18 protein-coding genes and 1 tRNA gene are annotated in these 22,001 nt (G+C 56.3%); 11 read left to right on the top strand and 8 right to left on the bottom strand.

The features are described from left to right. The first annotated feature begins 4 nt into the window (after positions 1 to 4). Together RAL88_RS16995 and RAL88_RS17000 are read left to right on the top strand one after the other, a co-directional pair. A complete protein-coding gene (locus RAL88_RS16995) occupies positions 5 to 1,003 on the top strand; it encodes an ABC transporter ATP-binding protein (RefSeq protein WP_306265070.1) in 999 nt (332 codons plus the stop codon). A gap of 221 nt (positions 1,004 to 1,224) precedes the next feature. Beyond that, a complete protein-coding gene (locus tag RAL88_RS17000; RefSeq protein WP_306265072.1) occupies positions 1,225 to 2,694 on the top strand; it encodes a mannitol dehydrogenase family protein in 1,470 nt (489 codons plus the stop codon). Positions 2,695 to 2,730: 36 nt separating this feature from the next. Here the strand turns inward: RAL88_RS17000 and RAL88_RS17005 are convergent, their stop codons facing one another. Next, complete coding sequence (locus RAL88_RS17005) at positions 2,731 to 3,165, bottom strand: YtoQ family protein (protein WP_306265074.1); 435 nt, start codon at positions 3,163 to 3,165, stop codon at positions 2,731 to 2,733. Positions 3,166 to 3,438: 273 nt separating this feature from the next. On the opposite strand from RAL88_RS17005, the gene RAL88_RS17010 reads away from it, so the two are divergent. Next, positions 3,439 to 4,425, top strand: coding sequence for a zinc ABC transporter substrate-binding protein (locus RAL88_RS17010; RefSeq protein WP_306265076.1), 987 nt, complete (start codon positions 3,439 to 3,441; stop codon positions 4,423 to 4,425). Between the two features lie 7 nt (positions 4,426 to 4,432). Here the strand turns inward: RAL88_RS17010 and RAL88_RS17015 are convergent, their stop codons facing one another. Continuing rightward, a complete protein-coding gene (locus tag RAL88_RS17015) occupies positions 4,433 to 5,419 on the bottom strand; it encodes a glutathione S-transferase family protein (RefSeq protein ID WP_306265078.1) in 987 nt (328 codons plus the stop codon). A gap of 183 nt (positions 5,420 to 5,602) precedes the next feature. Between RAL88_RS17015 and RAL88_RS17020 the strand changes: the two genes are divergently transcribed. Next, a complete protein-coding gene (locus RAL88_RS17020; protein WP_306265080.1) occupies positions 5,603 to 6,331 on the top strand; it encodes a hypothetical protein in 729 nt (242 codons plus the stop codon). A 59-nt stretch (positions 6,332 to 6,390) separates the two neighbouring features. Continuing rightward, positions 6,391 to 7,278 (top strand): SMP-30/gluconolactonase/LRE family protein, encoded by an 888-nt coding sequence (locus RAL88_RS17025; RefSeq protein ID WP_306265082.1) that lies wholly within the window; start codon positions 6,391 to 6,393, stop codon positions 7,276 to 7,278. 40 nt (positions 7,279 to 7,318) lie between these two features. Here RAL88_RS17025 and RAL88_RS17030 read toward each other — a convergent pair whose 3' ends face one another. Genes RAL88_RS17030 through RAL88_RS17040 form a run of 3 tightly spaced genes read right to left on the bottom strand, consistent with a single transcriptional unit; the run spans position 7,319 to position 11,396 of the window. Then, the gene (locus RAL88_RS17030) at positions 7,319 to 8,608 is read right to left on the bottom strand and encodes an FAD-binding oxidoreductase (RefSeq protein WP_306265084.1); all 1,290 of its coding nucleotides are present in this window, start codon (positions 8,606 to 8,608) and stop codon (positions 7,319 to 7,321) included. Next, complete coding sequence (locus RAL88_RS17035; protein WP_306265086.1) at positions 8,605 to 9,996, bottom strand: aspartate aminotransferase family protein; 1,392 nt, start codon at positions 9,994 to 9,996, stop codon at positions 8,605 to 8,607. The genes RAL88_RS17030 and RAL88_RS17035 overlap by 4 nt, the downstream gene beginning before the upstream one ends. Before the next feature lie 5 nt (positions 9,997 to 10,001). Then, positions 10,002 to 11,396 (bottom strand): glutamine synthetase family protein, encoded by a 1,395-nt coding sequence (locus RAL88_RS17040; protein ID WP_306265088.1) that lies wholly within the window; start codon positions 11,394 to 11,396, stop codon positions 10,002 to 10,004. Between the two features lie 98 nt (positions 11,397 to 11,494). On the opposite strand from RAL88_RS17040, the gene RAL88_RS17045 reads away from it, so the two are divergent. The 5 genes from RAL88_RS17045 to RAL88_RS17065 all read left to right on the top strand — a co-directional run bounded on the left by RAL88_RS17045 (position 11,495) and on the right by RAL88_RS17065 (position 17,070). Beyond that, positions 11,495 to 12,841 carry a glutamine synthetase family protein gene (locus tag RAL88_RS17045; RefSeq protein ID WP_306265090.1) on the top strand — a complete coding sequence of 449 codons (1,347 nt, stop codon included), beginning with the start codon at positions 11,495 to 11,497 and terminating at the stop codon, positions 12,839 to 12,841. Between the two features lie 138 nt (positions 12,842 to 12,979). Beyond that, positions 12,980 to 14,083: a polyamine ABC transporter substrate-binding protein gene (locus RAL88_RS17050; protein ID WP_306265092.1), complete on the top strand. Its 1,104-nt coding sequence runs from the start codon at positions 12,980 to 12,982 to the stop codon at positions 14,081 to 14,083. Positions 14,084 to 14,195: 112 nt separating this feature from the next. After that, positions 14,196 to 15,380 (top strand): ABC transporter ATP-binding protein, encoded by a 1,185-nt coding sequence (locus RAL88_RS17055; RefSeq protein WP_306265094.1) that lies wholly within the window; start codon positions 14,196 to 14,198, stop codon positions 15,378 to 15,380. Next, positions 15,377 to 16,291, top strand: a complete 915-nt coding sequence (locus RAL88_RS17060; RefSeq protein ID WP_306265096.1) for an ABC transporter permease subunit — start codon at positions 15,377 to 15,379, stop codon at positions 16,289 to 16,291. Before RAL88_RS17055 ends, RAL88_RS17060 begins: the two co-directional genes overlap by 4 nt. Beyond that, positions 16,288 to 17,070: an ABC transporter permease gene (locus RAL88_RS17065; protein ID WP_306265098.1), complete on the top strand. Its 783-nt coding sequence runs from the start codon at positions 16,288 to 16,290 to the stop codon at positions 17,068 to 17,070. Before RAL88_RS17060 ends, RAL88_RS17065 begins: the two co-directional genes overlap by 4 nt. Positions 17,071 to 17,142: 72 nt before the next feature. On the opposite strand, the gene RAL88_RS17070 is transcribed toward RAL88_RS17065, so the two are convergent. The 3 genes from RAL88_RS17070 to RAL88_RS17080 all read right to left on the bottom strand — a co-directional run bounded on the left by RAL88_RS17070 (position 17,143) and on the right by RAL88_RS17080 (position 18,552). Then, positions 17,143 to 17,219: transfer RNA gene (locus tag RAL88_RS17070), tRNA-His, on the bottom strand. Positions 17,220 to 17,452: 233 nt separating this feature from the next. Then, positions 17,453 to 18,046, bottom strand: a complete 594-nt coding sequence (locus tag RAL88_RS17075; protein ID WP_306265099.1) for a phasin — start codon at positions 18,044 to 18,046, stop codon at positions 17,453 to 17,455. A gap of 131 nt (positions 18,047 to 18,177) precedes the next feature. Next, positions 18,178 to 18,552, bottom strand: a complete 375-nt coding sequence (locus RAL88_RS17080; protein ID WP_306265100.1) for a phasin family protein — start codon at positions 18,550 to 18,552, stop codon at positions 18,178 to 18,180. Positions 18,553 to 18,897: 345 nt separating this feature from the next. Here RAL88_RS17080 and RAL88_RS17085 point away from each other — a divergent pair, with 345 nt between their 5' ends. After that, a complete protein-coding gene (locus RAL88_RS17085) occupies positions 18,898 to 21,969 on the top strand; it encodes a PAS domain-containing hybrid sensor histidine kinase/response regulator (protein ID WP_306265101.1) in 3,072 nt (1,023 codons plus the stop codon). The last annotated feature ends 32 nt before the right edge of the window (positions 21,970 to 22,001 follow it).

The following is a 22,001-nucleotide window of genomic DNA, read 5'->3' on the forward strand; positions in this document are numbered from 1 at the left end:
GAACATGGGTAATATTACACTTAAGCAGGTTACGAAGACTTTCGGCACCACCGAAGTCATTCCGCCTTTGAATCTGGAAATCCTGGATGGCGAGTTTGTTGTCTTTGTCGGACCGTCGGGCTGCGGCAAGTCGACCTTGTTGCGGCTCATTGCCGGACTGGAAGATGTCAGCAGCGGCGTAATCGAAATTGACGGCAATGACGCAACATCGCTGCCCCCAGCCAAACGCAAACTGGCGATGGTGTTCCAGTCCTATGCGCTTTATCCGCATATGTCGGTGCGCAGAAACATTGCCTTTCCGCTGAAGATGGCCGGTCTTGATGCCGAAGAGCGTGATCGCAAGGTCGAGGGTGCGGCCAAGGTGCTGAACCTGACGGATTATCTGGAACGCCGTCCGGGACAATTATCCGGCGGCCAGCGTCAGCGTGTCGCCATCGGCCGCGCCATTGTGCGCGAACCCGAAGCGTTCCTGTTCGACGAGCCATTGTCCAATCTGGATGCAGCTCTGCGGGTCAATATGCGTCTGGAAATTACCGAACTGCATCAAAGTCTGAAAACGACGATGATTTACGTGACCCACGATCAGGTCGAGGCCATGACTATGGCCGACAAGATTGTGGTGCTGCATGACGGCCATATCGAACAGGTTGGCTCGCCGATGGAACTGTATCGCAGCCCGGTCAATGTGTTTGTCGCAGGCTTTATCGGTTCGCCGAAAATGAATCTGATTTCCGGTCCGGAAGCGGACAAGATGGGCGCCCATACGATTGGCGTTCGCCCGGAGCATATCCTGATCTCAAAACAGGAAGGAAGCTGGAAGGGCAAGGTCGGTGTGTCCGAGCATCTCGGCTCCGACACGTTCCTGCGGGTTCATGTTGACGGTATGGAAATGCTGACAGTGCGGACCGAGGGCGATGTCGATCTGCATCATGGTGATGAGGTCTACCTGACGCCGGATGTCAACCGCATCCACAAATTCGATAAAGCCGGCCTTGCGCAGTGATCAATGGTCTGTTCGCCAGATAACAACAGCTGCCTCTGGGGAACCAGGACAGGTCCTCGCGCGTCCCTTTCAGGCGCATGGGAACGGCTGAAAATCTGACTGGCATGGCCGTTTTTGGCCGTGTTTCTGGCCGAGTTCCTGGCCGAGTTCCCGGGAAGTTCTGACAGTATATTTACGGTAGCACAGACATAAAATGTCGATGGTGGAAACTGGATGAGTTGATGACATTCACGAAATTGAATCAAGCCGCTCTGGCGGCATTGCCGGCGAATGTTGCGGTTCCCTCTTATGATCGCCACGCGCTGACACCCGGTATCATGCATATTGGTGTGGGAAATTTTCATCGCGCCCATCAGGCCGTCTATCTGCACGAGTTGTTTTCGCTGGGCGAGGATCATGATTGGGCACTGGTTGGTGCCGGCATCAAGCCTTATGACGCGGTCATGCGCGAGCGGCTGCGCCAGCAGGACTGGCTGTCGACCATTGTTGAACTGGACCCGGACGGCTTCACCGCAAAAATCTGCGGATCAATGATCGATTTTGTCGAGGTCGATCCTGCAGCGGTCGTCGAACGGCTGACATCGCCTGATATTCGCATCGTCTCGCTGACCATCACCGAGGGCGGCTATTTTGTCGATGCCCGCAGCGGTGGCTTTGACGCCAATCATCCCGACATCGTCCACGACATCAACAATCCCGATGCGCCGGAAACGGTTTTCGGCACACTGATCGCTGCAATCAGGCAACGCAGAGCGAAGGGTATCGTGCCCTTTACCATCATGTCCTGCGATAATCTGCCGGAAAACGGTATCATCACCCGGCAGGCGGTACTTGGGCTGGCCGGGCAGATGTCCGGTGAACTGGCAGACTGGATTGGCAACAATGTCGCCTTTCCCAACAGTATGGTGGATTGCATAACGCCTGCAACTTCCGACCGTGAGCGCGCCATGGTTGAACAGAAATTCGGCATCAGCGATGCGGTTCCGGTTGCCTGCGAGCCGTTTCGCCAGTGGGTTCTGGAAGACAAATTTACCGCTGGCAGACCGGCGCTGGAAAAAGTCGGTGTCGAATTTGTCTCCGACGTTGCGCCTTACGAATTGATGAAATTGCGCATTCTCAATGGCGGGCACGCCGCGATCGCTTATCCGGCCGCGCTGATGGGCATCGAATTTGTCCACGACGCCATGGCGGAACCGCTGGTCAGCGGTTTTCTGACCCGGCTGGAGACGACAGAAATCATTCCCACGGTACCGGCGGTTCCCGGGGTCGATTTCCTCAACTATCTCGACAAGGTCCGGGAGCGGTTTTCAAACGCCGCCGTCGCCGATACGATTCCCCGTCTTTGCCTTGACGGCTCGAACCGGCAACCCAAATTCATCCTGCCGACAATCCGAGAAAGTCTGGGCGCCGGCGGGCTGGTGAATGGTCTGGCACTGGAGGTGGCGCTATGGTGCCGCTACTGCGCCGGGACCGATGATGCAGGCAATAATATTGCCATTGTCGATGAAAAAGCTGCGCGCCTGACGGACCACGCCTTGCGCGCCCGCAGCGATCCGGCAGTCTTTCTGGAAATGAGCGATATATTCGGGGCGCTGGGTGACAATGAGGTCTTTGCCGGGGCGTTTTCCGCGTCGGTACGTTCCTTGTGGGAAAACGGCACCAAAGCCACCCTGCAGACCTATCTGGCCTGACACGGCGGCTTTCGGCCTGCGGCGGGAAGCGCGCCTTCAACTCAGAACGTAACGCAGAATATCGACCACTTGCGAGGGCTGTTCTGCCACAGCCAGCGCGGCAGAATCGACCTCTTTCAGCGCATGCTGGTGATCCGGACCGTGCAGCACAATCAGCGATTTGCCGAGCGCCGCCGCATAACCGGCATCAAATGCAGCATTCCACTGTTTGTATTTGTCGCCAAAGCGGACGACGACCACGTCAGCATCCTCGATGCCCTTGCGCGTGCGGATCGCATTCAGCTTTGCGCCTTTGTGATCGTGCCAGAACTTGTTCTCTTCCGGCCCCATAATGGTCACGCCGCAATCGTCAGAGGCGCTGTGATCGGTGACAGGCGCTGAAAACGCCACATCCAGATCCGCCGCACCTGACATGATTTCCTCACGCCAGTCTGAGTGAATTTCACCGGACAAATAGACTTTAAGCTTCATATCAACTGGTTCCTGATTGAGTTTTTCCTGATTGAGTTTTTTCTGCAGTGCCGCCGCACTGTTGCAGCCGGCCTGCGTAGGCCCTGGCTTTGATGCTGGCCATCCCAGATCCGGTCATCCCAGATCCGGCGAATCCAGATCCGGCTGGCCGCGCAGAAATAGCACCTCTTGCCGGTCATTACAAAAACCTGTTGCAAAGCCCCTTGTCACAGCTCGTTTCAATCATTATTGATGAGTGTAACTTTATAACATTTTTTGCTCATAGGATGGTTTATGCGTATTGTTCATACTCTTGCGCTGGCAGTTTTGCTCGGCGCACTCGCCAGTCCGTTTTCGGGTCGTTTTGAAAGCGAGGCGTCAGAAGGCGTCGACCATATTGTCACCTCCATCAAGCCGGTGCACGCTCTTGTGTCGGGCGTTCTGGCCGGCGTCGCGGAGCCGGAACTTCTTCTTGATGGCGCATCCTCGCCCCACACTTACAGCTTGAAGCCGTCGCAGGCCCGCAGTCTGCAGCAGGCCAGTCTGATTTTCTGGATCGGTGAGGAACTCGAGCTGTTTCTGGTAAAGCCGCTGGCCACACTTGGCCGCGAAGCCGGCGTGGTGCCCCTGGAAGATACGCCCGGCGTGAAACGTCTGCCTGTCCGCGAGGGTGGTGCTTTTGCATCCCCTAAGACAGCGGAGAATGGAATTTCGGCACTACAAGCCCAGCCCGGCGACAATGGATCGGGCAATCCTGTTGCCTATGATCCGCATATCTGGCTTGATCCGCTGAATGCCGAATTAATGGTGAGTTATATTGCCGGACGTCTGACGGAGCTTTATCCGGACAATGCCGCACAATTTGCCGCCAATGCAGCTGCCACGCGGGACCGCTTGCAGCAACTGACTGAACAGGTCAACACTCTGCTGGCACCGGTCCGCGACCGTCCCTTTGTGGTTTTCCACGACGGGTTCCGCTATTTTGAAGATCGCTTCGGCCTGAACGCCATCGGCTCGCTGACAGTCAATCCAGACACAATGCCCGGCGTGGCGCGCATTACGGAAATCAAGAACAAGGTCAAGGAACTGGAGGCGGCCTGCGTCTTTTCAGAGCCGCAGTTTCAAAGCCGTATCGTCAATGTTATCCGCGAAGGCACGGACGCCAAAGCCGGCGTTCTCGATCCGCTTGGCAGCGATCTGGAGGAGGGGCCGGAGTTGTATTTCCAGCTGATCCTGAATATGGCCGAGAGTTTTCGCCAATGCTTGGTCGAAAAGCCGTGATTTCGCTCTAAGATCCAAAACGGTCGCGCTGATGCGGCTCTGACCAGTCAATCAGCGGGCCGACAGGGACAATCCGTGTCGGGTTGATGCTTTCATGGCTCTGATAATAGTGTTTCTTGGCATGGTCCAGATTGATCGTGCCGGCAATGCCGGGCCATTGGTAAAGCTCGCGGGCATAGGCCCAGAGATTCGGATAATCGATCAGCCGCGCTAGGTTGCATTTGAAGTGGCCATGATAGACGGCATCAAATCGCAGCAGGGTGGGAAACAGCCGCCAATCCGCTTCGCTGGGTCGATCACCTACCAGAAAGCGATTTTCCGCGAGCATCTTTTCCAGCATGTCGAGGGTCTCAAACAGTGGCACCACCGCTTCCTCATAGCTGTCCTGGGTGGTTGCAAAGCCTGCTTTGTAGACCCCGTTGTTCAATGTGTCATAAATGATGGCGTTGAGCCGGTCGATTTCCGCGCGGTGCTGCTGCGGGTAAAAATCGCCCGGTTTTGCGCCCACATCATCAAACGCCGAATTGAACATCCGGATTATCTCTGACGATTCATTGGAAACTATCGTGCTGCGTTGCTTGTCCCACAGAACCGGAACCGTCACCCGGCCGGAAATTTCCGGGTCTGCCTTTTGATATATTTTATACAACCGATCACCGTGAAACAGCCGGTCGCCGACAATGCCATCTTCATCCGCTTCAAAAGTCCAGCCGTTTTCTCCCAGAAACCAGTGCACATGCGACACATCAATCAGCTCCTCCAACCCTTTCAGAACGCGGTAGATCAGGGTGCGGTGCGCCCACGGGCAGGCATAGGACACATAAAGATGATAACGTCCGGGCTCCGCCTTGAATCCCGCCTCGCCGGAAGGGCCAGCTGAGCCATCGGTCGTCACCCAGTTGCGGCAAACAGCATCTTTGCGGATGAATTTTCCGCCGGATTCTTTCCTCTGAGTTGCATCGCTCTGCCACTCGCCATTTACCAGAATACCCACAAATTTCTCCGACTTTTCCTGACCAGTCACGGGCTTGCCACGTCCGGCGGACGAATTCAATCTGAACACAATGTTCAGTAAAATTGACACAGCGGATTGCGCCGGTGAACCGATCAGATTCTGCCATCACATGCGTTGTATCAAGACGGCGTTGATGACCGGATCATTTGGCAGGGAAACAGTATGAAGATCGTATTTTTAAAGTGTCTTTCTGCCTCAATTCGCAGTGTCAGCGCGGCATCCCTGATTGCAACCGGACTGGCCAGCGCTGTAGTGCTGCAATCCGGCGGCGTAGCACAGGCTGCCATCCGGACGATTTCCTGTCCGCTGGAAAAAATCAGACGCGAGGTCACGTCAGCCTTGCCAGAAGGATGGTGGAGCACTCCCGAGATCTGGACCTTGCAAACCACCAGGATCATTGAGCTGGGTGGCCGGACAGTATTGCAGTGTGATTACGGTCCGTCCGGAAGCATACAAATCTATGCGCCTGATGCAGCAAATTGCGAAGCACGCGCCGCCGGTTTCCGCTGCCAAACTACAGTCGCAGCACCGGTTCCGCGCACTTATTCCACAGGGGAAATCAACATTCCGCAAACCTACCGGGCGGATCTGGATCGTGGCAGGATCGGCAGCGTTGGAGCTGATATCCGGGTTCAGGCGGTCGGGCACGATCAGCTCTATCTGGCACCGGAAAACGGCTCTGCATTCGCTATTGGCGACCGCTCAAACCGCGGCCATAGAGGTTGCTCCACAGCGCGTTACGCCTCTGCACCTGTGTCACTGCGCGACCTGCCGGTCGGGTCCTATGTCTGCCTGCGGACCGACCAGGGCCGGATCAGCCAGTTCCGCATCAACCGCCTCTCCGGCGGGTCGCCGAAATCTGTGACAATCGGCTACACGACATTTGAATAGACATGCGAACAACGATCCGGTAGCTCGCTGTGAGCGATCAAACCTCAACGGGGCAGAAAATGACTGACATTCAAATTGCCGTTCCCGCAGCCAACTGGTGCGGCGAAGGCCCGGTCTGGTCAGCAGCCGATCAGGCGCTTTACTGGACTGATATCAACCGCTTTCTATGGCAGCGCTATCATCCCGAAACCGCCACAGTCAGACATTGGCTGTTTGACGAACCGGTTTGTGCTGCAGCTTTGACCGACCGGCCCGGCGTGTTTTTGCTGGCTCTGGGATCGAAGCTGATTGTGTGGGATCAAGCGGATGACAGCCGAACCCCTTTTGCGGCACCGGAGACGAATTGGCCGGCAAGCCGCCTGAATGATGGCCGGCCCAGCCCGTTCGGCGATTTCTGGGTCGGTTCGATGCAGAACAATGTTGACGAACACGGCCAGGCAACTCCGGTCACCGAAAAGCATCTTGGCACGCTTTACCGGGTTCTGGCTGATGGCAGTGCAACGGTTGAAGACCGCGAGCTGGGCATTTCAAATACTCTGTGCTGGTCGCCGGACAAGACGCGGTTTTACTTCGGTGACACCATGCAGAATACGATATTTGTCTGGGACTATGACGCAACGACGGGCGAAATTGCCAATAAGCGCCCATTCTTTTCCGGCTTTGACCGCGGCAGACCGGACGGCTCGGCGGTCGACAGTGAAGGCTATTTGTGGAATGCCCGCTACGGCGGTTCCTGCCTGGTCCGTGTGGCACCTGATGGCTCGGTTGACCGGATCATCGACATGCCGGTCAGCAATCTGACCAGTTGCACCTTTGGCGGTCCGGATTTGAAAACGCTGTTTGTGACCAGTGCGCGGCACCCAGGAGAATTGCGCGCGGGCAGTGTGTTTTCGCTGAATGTCGAAGTTGCCGGCCTGCCGGAACACATCTTCTCTTTGCCGGGCTGATCTTTGCCTGCCTGACCTGTGCCTGCCCGGCGCCCGGCACTCACAGCCGGTCGCGAAGCGCGAACCAGCCCATGCCCAGCGCAAGCACTGCCGGCCGCAGCAGTTTGCCTCCCGGAAACGCCGGTGTTGGCAAAGCGGCATAGGCTTCAAGCCGGTCCGGGCGGCCAAGTACGGCCTCCGCCAGAATCTGACCCGCGAGAGGGGCAATGGTAACGCCCTGACCGGAAAAGCCGGCGGCGGTCCAGACCCGGTCTTTCAGGCGCTGCAGCAGTGGGACCCGGTGAACCGTCACCGCCAGCGTGCCACCCCAGGCATAGTCAATCTCAATGTCCTTGAATTGCGGATAAATCAGCGAAAGCGGCTTGCGGACAAAGGCTTTGATATCCGGCGGAAATCTGGCGGAGTAGTTTTCACCGCCGCCAAACAGCAGCCTGCTATCCGCACTCATACGCCAGTAATTTATCACAAACCGGCTGTCCGAGGCGCACTCATCACCTGGCAGCGGAATTTCCGTTGGGCTCAGCGGGCGCGTCGCGGCGATGAAATTGTTGATCGGCATCACCCTGGCATCCAGCTCCGGCGCCAGACCGCTCATATAGCCATTGCCGCACAGCAGCAGTTTGTCTGCCCGCACCACTCCGCCCGGCGTCACAAGGGTCGGTTGATCCCAATCGGTGATTTGCTGAACCGGCGTGTTTTCAAAGATCAGCGCCCCTTCCGCAATCGCTGCTTCAGCCAGACCGAGGGCGAATTTCAGCGGATGCAGATGTCCTGCAGTGGGATCATAAATAGCTCCGAAATAAGCATCCGTGCCAAGCCGGTGGCAGGCTTCCTCCCGGTCAAGCCACGCCAGGGGATGATTATAGCGGCTAGTCATATGCGCGACATGATCGCGATAGAGGGGCACAAAACTTTGCTTGTGCGCGGCATGGATCAATCCGGCTTTCAACTCGCAGGCGATGCGGTGTTTTTCGATCAGCCTGTGCACCAGGGTTTTGGCATCTTCCCCCATCTGGAAAAATTTCCTGGCGACCGCGTCGTCGTAGCGTGCTTCAAACCATTCCGGGTCCTGACGCTGACCGGAATGTATCTGGCCGCCATTGCGGCCCGAAGCACCCCATCCGACGCGCTTTGCTTCCAGAACAGCGACACGAAGACCCGCCTGGGCCAGATGCAGCGCGGCACTGAGGCCGGTATAGCCGCCGCCGATAATCGCCACATCGACCCGGCAATCCCCGGCCAATGGGGGACGGGCTTCAGGCAGGGCGGCGGAATGGGTGTAATAGCTGTCCGGCGGATAAGCGGTAGCAGAGCCGCCTTGCTCGCTCATGCAGACAGGCGTCCTGTGCTGCGCAGCGTATGTTCCGTATCATCCAGCGTTTTTTCGACCAGAGCCACCAGCAGATCCACTTCCTCTTCGGTAATGGTCAGCGGCGGCGATATGATCATCGAATCGCGCACAGCCCGCATCACCAGCCCGTTCTTGAAGGAGTGATCGCGACAGATCCCGCCGGCCAGCCCTTCATTGGCAAAGCGCTTGCGTGAGGGCTTGTCCGGCACCAGTTCCAGTGCGCCCACCAGCCCGACCATGCGGGCTTCGCCAACCAGCGGATGATCGCCAAGCGATGCCCATCGGGCCTGCAGATAGGGTCCGATATGATCGTGCACCCGCTCGACAATCCGCTCGCGTTGCAGAATTTCAATGTTTTTCAGGGCGGCTGCGCAGGCGGCAGGATGCCCTGAATAGGTAAAGCCGTGATAAAACTCACCGCCTCCTGACGTGATCACATCTCCGACCGTGTCCTTCACCAGAACGCCGCCAATCGGCAGATACCCTGACGACAGGCCCTTGGCGATCGGCATCAGATCCGGCTCGATGCCGAATGTTTCGCTGCCCCACCATGCGCCGGTCCGTCCAAAGCCGCAAATCACCTCGTCGGCCACCAGCAGAATATCGCGTTCCCGGCAAATCCGGCCGATCTCGGGCCAGTAGCTCGGCGGTGGAATGATGACGCCGCCGGCACCCTGCAGCGGCTCGGCAATAAAGGCGGCAACTTTGTCCTCGCCCAGCCGGTCAATCTCCTCTTCCAGCGCCTTTGCGCAGAGCAGGCCGAATGCGTCCGGATCGAGATCTCCGCCCTCGTCAAACCAGTAGGGCTGGCGGATATGGCTGATGCCGCTCAACACACCGCCCTGGGCATGCATGCCGCTCATGCCGCCAAGGCTTGCGCCAGCCACTGTCGAACCGTGATAGCCGTTCTTGCGGCCGATAATGTGGGATTTTTCCGGCCGGCCCAGAATCGCCCAGTGATGGCGCACCATGCGCAGCACAGTGTCATTTGCCTCTGATCCGGAGCCGGCAAAAAACACCCGGTTGAAACCGTCTGGCGACAGTTCCGTCAGTTTTTCCGACAGGGCGACCACCGGCGGATGGGTGGTTTTGAAGAATGTGTTGTAATACGACAATTGCAACATCTGTTCATGCACGGCGTCGGCAATTTCCCGGCGCCCGTGACCGACATTCACGCACCACAGGCCGGCCATGCCATCCATGATCCGGTTGCCGTCCGAATCCCACAGAAACACGCCTTCGCCACGCACGATGACGCGGCTTTTTTCGCGGATCAGCGTCTCGTGGTCGCTAAACGGGTGCAGATGATGTGCGGCATCGGAGTTCTGCAGTTCGGCGGTCGGGAAATGATTGGATAACTGGTTCATAAGCGTCACACATTCAACAACAGAAATTCGCGTTCCCAGGGACTGATGACCGCCATGAAGGTTTCATATTCTTCCAGCTTGATGGCACAGAAAGTGGCTACAAATCTGGCTCCCAGCATGTCAATCAGTTCCGGGCATTTTTCGAACCGGTCAACCGCTTCCAGCAGCCCGCGGGGAACGCCGTAAGGCAGGCCTTCGCCAGACCCGGACAGCGGCGGAGGCGGGTCCATTTTCTTCTGAATCCCGATCAGTCCGCAGGCCAGACTGGCGGCAATGGACAGATACGGATTGGCATCGGAGCAGGGAATCCGGTTTTCCACCCTGCGGGCCTGCGCTCCGGCCAGCGGCACGCGCAATCCGACAGTCCTGTTGTCATAATCCCAGTTCACATTGACGGCAACTTCCGTTTTGCGTGCCAGGCGGCGGTAGGAGTTCACGTAAGGCGCCAGAATGCACATCACATTCGGCAGAAAGGCGTTCTGTCCGGCAATGAAATTGTAAAACAGATCGGTCGGCTCGCCGCCGGGCCCGGAAAACGCATTGTCCCCGCTCTCGATGCTGACCACCGACTGGTGAATATGCATCGAGGAGGCCGGTTCACCGGCAATCGGCTTGGCCATGAAAGTGGCATACATATTGTGGCGCAGGGCCGCTTCCCGGATGGTGCGCTTGAACAGGAACACTTGATCGGCCAGCATCAGCGGATCGCCGTGACGCAGATTGATTTCCATCTGCCCGGCGCCTTCCTCATGCACCAGCGTATCGATCTCCAGACCCTGTGCTTCGGAATAATCATAGATGTCGTCAAACAGATCATCAAATTCATTGACGGCGGAAATGGAGTATAATTGCCGTCCGCTTTCGGACCGCCCGGACCGCCCGACCGGCGGCTCCAGCGGATAATCGGGATCTGTATTCGGCTTTACCAGATAGAATTCCAGCTCGGGCGCAATGATCGGCTGCAGACCCATATCAGCGTACATCGCCAGAATTTTTTTCAGCACATTGCGTGGTGAAATATCGACCGGATCGCCGTTCTTGTAATATGCATCATGGATAATCTGGCCTGTCGGATCGTTGGCCCAGGGCACCACGGTCAAGGTTGACAGATCAGGTTTCAGCACCAGATCGCTGTCAACCGGATCGTGTTGGAATGTATCATTGTCCAGCGCGTAATCACCGGTGATGGTCTGGGTCAGAACAGAACTGGGGATGTTCATGTCCGGCGTATTGAAGAATTTTTCAGCCGGCATCAGCTTGCCACGGGCAACGCCGGCCTGATCGCAGGTCATGCATTCAAGGTCTTCAATCTGGCGTTCGGCAAGCCACTTTTTGGCTGCTGCCATATCGGGAACGCCGCGCAGCATCTGCAGCGTGCCGGAGGTGTCGGAAATCGTCATAAAAACCTGTAAGATGCATTGCAAGATTGCCAAAGCGTATCACGGGGCGTAGTCACAAACGAAGCTAATTATCCGTCGAAAACGCGTTCCAGGCCATTATGTTGAAACAAGCAGACACTGAACCAGACGCCTTTATTGCCGCGCATCCGGAGATCGCAATTGTCGAATTTCTGATCTCTGATCTGAATGGCATTTTGCGGGGCAAGTGGGCGCCTGTCACGGCTCTGAAAAAAGCCTATGGCGAAGGCGTCAACTTCCCGCTCTCCCTGTTCGGGCTTGATGTATGGGGACGTGAGGTCAACGATACTGGCCTGCATATCGATACCGGAGACCGAGACGGTTTCTGTTTTGCCGTCCCCGGTACGCTGAGCCGAAGTGGCATCGGCACCCAGAATGCCGCCCAGTTGATATTGACCATGAAAGATGAAAACGGAGTGCCGTTTCTGGGTGACCCACGGCAGATTCTGGCGCGCCAGGTAGACCTGCTCACCGCCGAGGGGCTGACAGCCTGCGCCGCTTTCGAACTTGAATTCTTTCTGTTTGATCCAGCCAAACTGAACGGCGAGGGAGAGCCGTTGCCGGTTGGTCACGGACCCGGTCCTGAGCGCCAGAACATGTATTCGCTGCAATCGCTTGACCAGTATTCGGCAGTCTTTGACGACATCACTAAAAGCGCCGCGCGACAGGGCGTTGCGGTGGATACGATTGTGTCGGAAGCTGCGCCCGGACAGTTCGAAGTCAATCTCAACCATCGCGCCGATGTCATGCGCGCCACCGATGAGGCTGTCCTGCTGAAGCGCATCATCGCCGAATGCGCCACGGCGCATGGTCTGAAAGCCAGTTTCATGGCCAAACCGTTCCCCGGTCAGGCTGGCAACGGCATGCATGTTCACATCAGTTTGCTGGATGATGCGGGCCGCAATATTTTCTCAACTGCGCAAGGCGAGGCGCTGTTGCGATATGCCATTGCCGGCACTCTGGACACAATGGCCGAGTGCACCCTTGTGTTTATCAATACGATCAACGGATTTCGCCGGCTGCGTCCGGGTTCCTATGCCCCGACGCGGGCAGTCTGGGGCCGCAATAACCGCTCTGTCGCGGTGCGCATTCCTGCTTCACCGCCCAGTGCGGCACGGCTCGAACACCGCATTTCCGGGGCCGATGCAAATCCGTATCTGGTGATGACAGCCTTGCTGGCGGCGATGCGCGAGGGCCTCAATCAGGCCGCAGAACCTGCAAATCCGGTTGAACAAAATGCTTATGACACCCATGACGGACACTTGCCTATAAGCCCGGATGTGGCACTGCAGCTGTTTTGTCAAAGCGCATTTGCCAAAGAAGCTTTCACGCCGCTTGGCCATAAAATCATCTGTGCATTGAAACAGGCCGAGATTGATGAATTCGCAGCAGAAATCACGCCTCTGGAACGCAGTACCTATGGTTGAGAAATGAAATTTACACGCCTCGGTCGGGGTAAAAAAATCTTGAGATAGGCCGCATTCCCTCCTATCGTTTTGTGCCAGGGGGCAGTCTTCCACCCCAATCAGCCGCTCCGGCTCGGGTTCTTTCTTTTGAGGGATTGTATGATCAGATCCAAATCAGCATTTAAATTCAGCCTGTTCGGCCTCGCATTGTCCATCAGCGCAACTGCGGCCTTTGCGCAGGAACGTGTCGTCAATGTGTTTAACTGGTCCGATTACATTGACGAGGAAGTCCTTTCGGACTTTACCGCTGAGACCGGAATCAAAATTGTCTACGACGTTTTCGATTCAAATGAAGTCCTTGAAACCAAATTGTTGGCCGGCGGAACAGGCTATGATGTTGTCGTGCCGACCGGCACTTTTCTGGAGCGCCAGATAGAGGCCGGTGTGTTCCAGAAGCTGGACAAATCAAAACTGCCCAACCTGAAAAACATGTGGCCTGAAATCGAGGCCCGTGTCGCCAAATATGATCCGGGCAACGCCTATTCCATCAATTATATGTGGGGCACGACCGGCATCGGCTACAATGTAGATATGATTGCTGAACGCATGGCCGATGCCCCTGTCGACAGCTGGAAACTGATTTTCGATCCTGCCATTCTGGCGAAATTTCAGGATTGCGGGATTCATTTTCTCGATGCGCCCACCGAACTGGTCCCGGCTGCGCTGAATTATCTTGGACTTGACCCTGACACCAAGGAGGCCGAATCTCTTGCCAGGGCTGAGGAACTGCTGCTCGGCATCCGGCCTTTCGTGCAGAAGTTCCATTCCTCTGAATATATCAATGCGCTGGCCAATGGAGATATCTGTCTGGCGGTCGGCTGGTCCGGCGACGTTCTGCAGGCGCGTGACCGCGCTGCGGAAGCCGAAAACGGGGTTTCGGTTGAATATTCGATCCCGAAAGAGGGCGCTTTGATGTGGTTCGACCAGATGGCAATTCCTGCCGATGCCGCGAACGTCGCCGAAGCCCATGAATTCCTCAACTACATCATGCGCGCTGATGTCATCGCCAAGGCGAGCAATTATGTCTATTACGCCAATGGCAACAAAGCCTCGCAGCCGCTGCTGGATGAAGAGGTCATCACCGATCCGGCGATCTATCCGACACCGCAAGCCACCGAAAACCTCTATACGGTAACCGCTGCCGCACCGCAGCAACAACGCCTGCTGACGCGAACCTGGACCAGGGTCAAGACCGGCCAGTAAAATTTCCCTGAAAGCCCGGTTCTGACAGACCGGGCTTTTTCATATTGTGCCCGGTATCCTGCATCTGGTATCCGGTGTCCGACAACCGTGACAGGTGCAAGCGGAAACTCGTATGGCAAAAACTCTGGGGCCGGTCCGGCGGGACTTTACGCCGTGGAATGATCCTGATGCTGTGCCTTTTATTTCCTTCAGGAACGTCACCAAGCGGTTCGGCAATTTCACCGCTGTCGATAATCTGACGCTCGACATTCATGAGCGCGAATTCTTCGCATTGCTCGGCCCGTCAGGATGCGGCAAGACAACGATGATGCGGATGCTGGCCGGATTTGATGCACCGACCAGCGGCACCATTCAGCTTGACGGCACCGATCTGACCGGCATCCCGCCCCACAAACGGCCGGTCAATATGATGTTTCAGTCCTACGCGCTGTTTCCCCATATGAATGTTGAAAAAAACATCGCTTTCGGGCTCAAGCAGGATGGCATGAAAGCGGCCGATCTGAAGGCCCGTGTGGAGGAGATGCTGGAACTTGTGAAGCTGGAGGCTTTTGCCCGGCGCAAACCGCACCAATTGTCCGGTGGGCAGCGCCAGCGGGTCGCTCTTGCCCGCTCGTTGGCCAAGCGTCCCAAAGCGCTGTTGCTCGATGAGCCGCTGGGTGCGCTGGATAAAAAACTGCGCGAGGAAACCCAGTTCGAGCTGATGGATCTGCAGGAACGGCTCGGCACCACATTCATGATTGTGACTCATGACCAGGAAGAAGCGATGACCGTTGCCGACCGGATTGCCGTGATGGACAAGGGACGCATCATCCAGATCGCCACACCATCGGAGATATATGAACAGCCGGCGTCGCGTTATGTGGCGGATTTTATCGGCGACATCAACTTGCTGGAAGGCCGGCTGGAGGGCTTTGCTGACCAGCAGGCCAGCATGCAGTGTTCCGGTATCGGGCCAGACCCCGACAAGGGGCTGGAGCTGCGCATTCAATGTGACAACACCGGCGGTCTGTCCGCCGGAGACACCGGATGGTTTGCGATACGTCCGGAAAAAATCCACCTGTCGCTTGACCTGCCGGACGGCATCGATCCGGCAAATCCTGTCAATGCCGTTGAAGGCGTGATCTACGACATCGCCTATCTTGGAAATGTCTCGGTGTATCACGTCAAGATCGGCAATGGACGCCTCATCCATGCGACGCAGACAAACACCACCCGTCTGGTGGAACGGCCCCTGTCCTGGGAGGACAAGGTCTGGCTGTATTGGGGAGAGGATGCCGGCATCCTGCTGACATCGTGAAGAGCCTGAAGCGGTTTTTCAGCACGCGGCTGCTGTTGATCGGCGTGCCCTATCTGTGGCTGCTTGTGCTGTTTGCCGTGCCCTTTCTGATTGTTCTCAAAATTTCGCTGTCAGAACCGGCCATATCGATCCCGCCCTATAGTCCCAAACTGGATATCAGCGCCGGGCTGTCGGCACTGTGGCAGCAGATGCAGCAGTTCAGCCTGGAGAATTACGCATTTTTATTTGAGGAGCCGTTGTTTTACCGCTCCTATCTTTCGAGCGTGACCATCGCGTTTTTCGCAACTTTGCTCACTCTGCTGGTGGGCTATCCGTTGGCCTATGCCATGGCGCGGGCACCGCATTCCTGGCGCGCCACTTTGCTGATGCTGGTGATCCTGCCATTCTGGACATCATTTTTGATCCGAATTTATGCCTGGATCGGTATCCTGAAAAAGGAGGGTCTGCTTAATCAGCTGCTGCTGACACTTGGCGTGATTTCCGAGCCATTGACGATCCTCAATACCAACACGGCGGTTTATATCGGCATTGTCTATTGCTATCTGCCGTTTCTGGTGCTGCCGCTCTATGCGTCGCTGGAGCGCATGGATGAGCGCCTGCTGGAAGCGGCAGCCGATCTTGGCTGCACGCCAATCAAGGCGTTCTGGAAGATCACCTTTCCGATTTCGCTCCCCGGTGTCGCGGCAGGGTGCTTTCTGGTGTTCATCCCGGCCGTGGGTGAATTTGTCATACCTGATTTACTTGGCGGGTCGGAAACGCTGATGATCGGGCGAACTTTGTGGGTGGAATTTTTCAATAATCGGGACTGGCCTGTGGCCAGCGCAGTGGCAATCATCCTGCTGCTGCTTCTGGTGATACCGATCGTTCTGTTTCAAAATGCCCAACTGCGCGCTGAGGAGAAAATCTCGTGAAGCGCACCACTTGGTTCAACATAACATCTCTCGTCTTCGGCTTCGCGTTCCTCTATCTGCCGATCCTGCTGCTTGTGTTATTCTCATTCAATGAGTCCCGTCTGGTCACTGTGTGGGGCGGATTTTCCACAAGGTGGTATGCGGAAATCTGGCAGAATGAAGGTCTGTTGAATGCTGCATGGGTGACGTTGCGGGTCGGCGTTCTGTCGGCCACAATTGCCACCATACTCGGCACTATGGCAGCTCTGGCACTGTCCCGGCATAAACGGTTTGCCGGGCGCACATTGTTTTCCGGAATGATCTATGCGCCTCTGGTCATGCCCGAAGTCATCACCGGATTGTCGCTGCTGCTGTTATTCGTGGCGATTGATTTTGCCCGTGGCTTCTGGGCGGTCACACTGGCCCATATAACTTTCGCCATGTGTTTTGTTGCCGTTGTCGTGCAATCCCGGCTGGTGACTTTCGACCGGTCTCTGGAAGAAGCTGCCGGTGATCTGGGTTGTCCGCCGGCAAAGACGTTTTTCGTCATAACCCTGCCGGTAATCGCACCGGCGATTATTGCCGGCTGGATGCTGGCTTTCACGCTGTCACTTGATGATCTGGTGATCGCAAGCTTCACGACCGGTCCGGGAGCCACCACATTGCCGATGAAAATCTACAGCCAGGTGCGTCTGGGTGTGACACCGGAAATCAACGCGGTCAGTACCATCATGATCGCGCTGGTGACAATCGGAGTGCTGATCGCATCCTATGTGACCCGCCGGCAGAACCGCCAGTAATGTCGGGAACGTCAGGAACGTCGGGGCGGCCAACTTTAGATCGTTGGCAGGACAGGTGGGATCGAAAAGAAATGGTACAGCTGAGTGGGGTTGAACCACCGACCTCCGGATCCACAATCCGGCGCTCTAACCAACTGAGCTACAGCTGCACATGCCAGTCCTTGTTACAGGCGCGGGCGAAACCGTGTGTAAGCCGACGCCGACGGCATTTCAAGCAAAACTTTACCATTCATCCAATGGCGTAACTCTGCCGGTTGCCTGGTCGCAGTTTCCGTCAAGCCGGTCAGGCACGCGGTGCCGGCTGTAGGCAAAGCAACCTTGAAAACAGAAAAACCCGGACGCAAACCCGGGTTTTTCCAACTCAGTTCAGAAGGGCTGCTGTTTAAGCGGTCTTCATGACTTTTTCAGCGGCATCCTTGGCTGGTTTGAAAGATTCTGTAGCAGCCTTTCCAGCCAGTTCGGACATGTCTTTGGTCTGTGCGCTCAGCATTTCGAACTGCTGGCGGGCGAAGGAAGTCTGCAGCTCAACGGCTTCAGACACTGATTTCACGCCGAACATGTCTTTGAAGAAATCATAAACCGCATCCGTGCTGGCCTTGGCATTGTCCATGGCTTTCTGCTGGACTTCCAGGCTGGTTTCACGAACGGTTTCAAGGGTTTCTTCAACCATGTCGAACGAGTCTTCAGCGGCGGCCTTTGCTTTTGCATAGCCGTCTTTGCTCTGGGAAACGGCTTTTTCAGCCATATCGCGCACCATTGCAGGGACTTCGAAATTTTGCATGTCGAAGTTTTTCATGTCGAATTTCGAAAGATCGAACATATTTGTGTCTCCAAAAGAAATTTCAGGGACTTTGAATGCTTCAAAATTCGGCATTCCGGGAATGACGGGTGCAGCAACTGTTTCGGTTGCAGCTGGTTTTGCAGCGGGTTTGCTGGCTGCGGTTTTCGTTTTGGCAGTGGTTTTTGCAGTGCTCATGTCAATAACTCCAGGTTCTCGTTTGGCCTGCAGCGTAAACATAATGTCTCGGCAAGCCGTTGCAGTCTCTATATAGGAAAGAAATGGTGCGTTGCAACATAATTTTGCATCGCACCATGGATTTGCAGACTTCAGGCTTTGAATTTGTCCTGAATGTCCTTCACCGCGTTGACGGCTTCTTCGCCCATCGACTGCGCCTGTTTCGTCAGCGCATCAATCTGTTCGCGGATGTATTTGGTCTGCAGTTCCAGCGCTTCCTGCGGATCTTTTGCCGTGACCAGTTTTTCGGCCTGGCTGAAAGCTGCATTCATATGCGCCTCGGTAATGGAGATCGCTTTTTTGCTGGCTTCACTGGTTTTTGACTTCAGGTCGGTGCTGGAGCTTTCCAGCTTGCTAACGGTCTCCTGCATTGTCTCCATGTAAGTGTCGAACGCTTTGCGGGCCTGATCCATGCCTTGCTCGGCAAAAGCGCGCATCTGCTCTGTCATGTCGTATTTTTTGCTCATTGTCCCTACCTTCACAAGTTTGAAATGGTTATGCTGCAATGCAATATATAGTGAATAATTTGTGCAGTGCAACATAAAAAGTTGCCAGCGGGCCATTTTGTTGGCATCCGCGTCTCACCCTGTGGAACGCGGGGATTGGCGCGGATTTTAACTCTGTTTGCAATCAAAATGCCGTATTTGGCACAATAGATGGACCCGCTCGGCACTTTGTATTAACAAATTCTTAACAATGGCGCTGATTTTGATTGGATTGACCAGGGTCCTGACCGTTGAACCCGGTGTTGGAATCCGGAGCGTCGAGCCGCGTTGAACAACTGCGGTGCAATTGAGAAAAGTGGAGAGCACTTGTCGAAACGTCGTGACAATCGGGCATTTATGGCTTGGACCGCCTGCGAACCGCTGAGCACGCTGGTGCTGTCCGGTGAGCCGGCGCTGGTTCTGTCACCCGATGGCGGCCAGTTGCTTTGGGCCAATCCCGCCGGTGCGCAGCGTCTGGGTGCGGATGACCTTGAAACATTGTTGAGTGAGGAATTTCCGCAGGATCTGCCATTGCGTAAACAGATCCGGCATTTATACGGCTGGTTGCGCAGTGACCGCGAGCAGGTCCAGCGCCTGCGCCTGGGCCGCAGCGCCGCAACGCCTCTGGAAATGGTCACTGTCAGCAAATTGCGGAACATGGATGGTGTATCCGGTGTGCTGCTGCGCCCGGCGAGTGTGCCTGCAGCAAGCGACTTTGATAGCCGCGCCGATCTGCTCGCCAACTGGCTTGGATCAGGACATCACTATGCCGCTCTGTTATCGGCCAGCGGCGATGTGATCGCATCTTCAGGGGCGTTCAGTGATTTGCGCCACGCCGCCGAAACCCTGCAGACACTGCTGGAAGATGCCGCCGACAGTGTCGCGCCGGTGTCGCAACAAATCAACATCCAGAGCGGCATGCGCCATCTCATCACCGCGCTGAAATTGCCGGTCGATAAAGCTACGGTCTTCCTGCTGCTGGTCGATGCGGAAGAAACTCCATTGCAGCGCGTGGTGCAGCAGGGACAGCCGGGCAGAATGGCCGCTTCCGCGATCAGGGTTCCGACGCCCGCCAATGACACAAGGCCGCAGCAGCTTCCGCTGGAAACTCCTGTGTCGCCCCAACCGCTTCCGCAAGAAGGCGACAGCAAGCGCAGCGAGCCCGATCTGATGCGCTTTGTCTGGCGTATGGATGAGGCTTTCAAATTTACCTTTGTATCCCCCGAATTCCAAACTTTGGTGAGTTTGCGCGGCGCGTTTGAAGGCCGCAGCTGGCAAGATCTGGCAGGTGATTTTCAATTGGATCCGTCCGGCGATGTGCAGGCTGCAATTGCCTCGAAGGATAGCTGGAGCGGCAAACAGTTTGACTGGCGGCTTCCCAAACGCAGCAAGGTGGCGGAGATCGAACTGTCTGCCATGCCGGTGTTCGATGCAGAAAAGCGGTTTCTGGGATATCGCGGATTTGGTGCCTGCCAGCTGCGGGCTGAACACAGCGCATCCAATCCGGGCTCGTCGCAAAATGACAATCAGGCAGAAAACGGCGTGGGCAGTTCAAGCCGGTCAAAACCAACCCATCCTGCTGACACCGCTTCTGTGCAATCCGGAGCGGAAATTCCGGCCATTATCGACACAAGACCCGCCAGCTCGTCGGACGATGTGAAGAGCGGCTTGAGGGGTCTGACCGCCGAAGAACGACGCGCGTTTGAGGAAATCGGCAAATCTCTCGGCAAAAAACCATTCAGCCGGTCAAATGCCCCGGCCGCCGATCAGAGCGGTCGGCCACCACACCAGCTAACCCGCAGTGCGCCGCCGGTCGGACAGAGCGATCGACACACTCATCAACCCGCGAATGCCGCCAGGCCGAACACCGAGGCCGCGACCGAGAGGGCGCTGCGCACTGTGCTCGACCAGTTGCAGACCGGTATCCTGGTGGTCCGGGAAGACAAGCTGCTGTTTGCCAACAAAGCACTTGCCGGACTGGCCGGCTATGATGATGCCGGTGCCTTCCTTGCAGCAGATGCAACTGCGCTGATGTCGGGGTTTTCGCTTGACCGCGTTGGTGACAGCGGTGTCATGCAGTTTACCGGCAGGAACGAAATTGCCCATAGTGTCCGCGCCACCATCGGCCGGATTGACTGGGCCGGCCGTCCCGCCAGTCTTTTGATTGTGGAGCCTGTCGACAACGCTTCCGATGAAGCTGTTGTTGATGCCGCGCAGCCTGAACGACGGGAGGATGAAGTCTGGAATGCCGAGGAACTTCTCTCTATCCTCAATACCGCGACCGAAGGCGTTTTGATGATCGATGTCGAGGGCAGAATTCTGGCGCTGAATCACGGTGCCGAAGCGCTTTTTGACGAGCATCAGGCCAGTCTGATCGGGCGCGACATGACCGCTTTGCTTGCCCCGGAGAGCCACAAGACAGCGCATGATTATCTGGCCGGCATCACCGGTGCTGGTGTGGCATCGATTCTCAATGATGGCCGCGAAGTCATCGGCCAGACCGCAAAAGGCGGCTATATGCCGTTATTCATGACCATGGGCCGTGTCGGCGAGGAAGCCTCCGGCGAAGACGCCGAGACCCGCCTGTGTGTGGTGTTGCGCGACATAACCCAGTGGAAACGCGCAGAAGATGATCTCATCGCCGCCCGCCACAGTGCAGAAAAGGCGAGCACTGCAAAATCAGATTTTCTGGCCAAGATCAGCCACGAAATCCGCACGCCGCTGAACGCCATACTCGGCTTTTCCGAAGTCATGCTAGAAGAGCGTTTCGGCCCCATCGGCAATCCGCGTTACAAGGATTACATCAACGATATTCACACTTCCGGTGCGCATGTCATCAATCTTGTCAATGACATGCTGGATATTTCAAAAATTGAAGCCGGGCAGTTGGAGATGAGTTTTACCGCTGTTGATCTGGTTGAAATCCTCAAAGAATGCGTCGCCCTGATGCAGCCTCAGGCCAATGATGGCCGCGTCATCATTCGCACCAGTTTCAGCGAGGATCTGCCGCGGGTGGTGGCAGACGCCAAAACCCTGCGCCAGATCGCTCTCAACCTGTTGTCGAACTCGATCAAATTCACTGCCGAAGGCGGCCAGGTGATCGTCTCTGCCGTTGTCGAGAAGGACGGTTCTCTGATCCTGCGTGTGCGCGATACCGGAATTGGCATGAGTGAAGCCGATCTGGCGACTGCCATGGAGCCTTTCCGGCAGCTTCAACAGATTGAAACCACTCCGGGCAATGACCGGATGCGCAAGTCCTCGGTGGGAACCGGGCTTGGTCTGCCGCTGACAAAAGCTCTGGTTGAAGCCAATCGCGCCCAGTTTCTGATTGAAAGCACGCCGGCCAAAGGCACTTTGATCCGGGTGATTTTCCCCAACACACGGGTGCTGGCGGAGTAAGCCGGCCAACTCTGGCAAGCTCTCTGCTCCCG

The organism is Pararhizobium sp. IMCC3301, assembly GCF_030758315.1.
Taxonomy (GTDB): Bacteria; Pseudomonadota; Alphaproteobacteria; order Rhizobiales.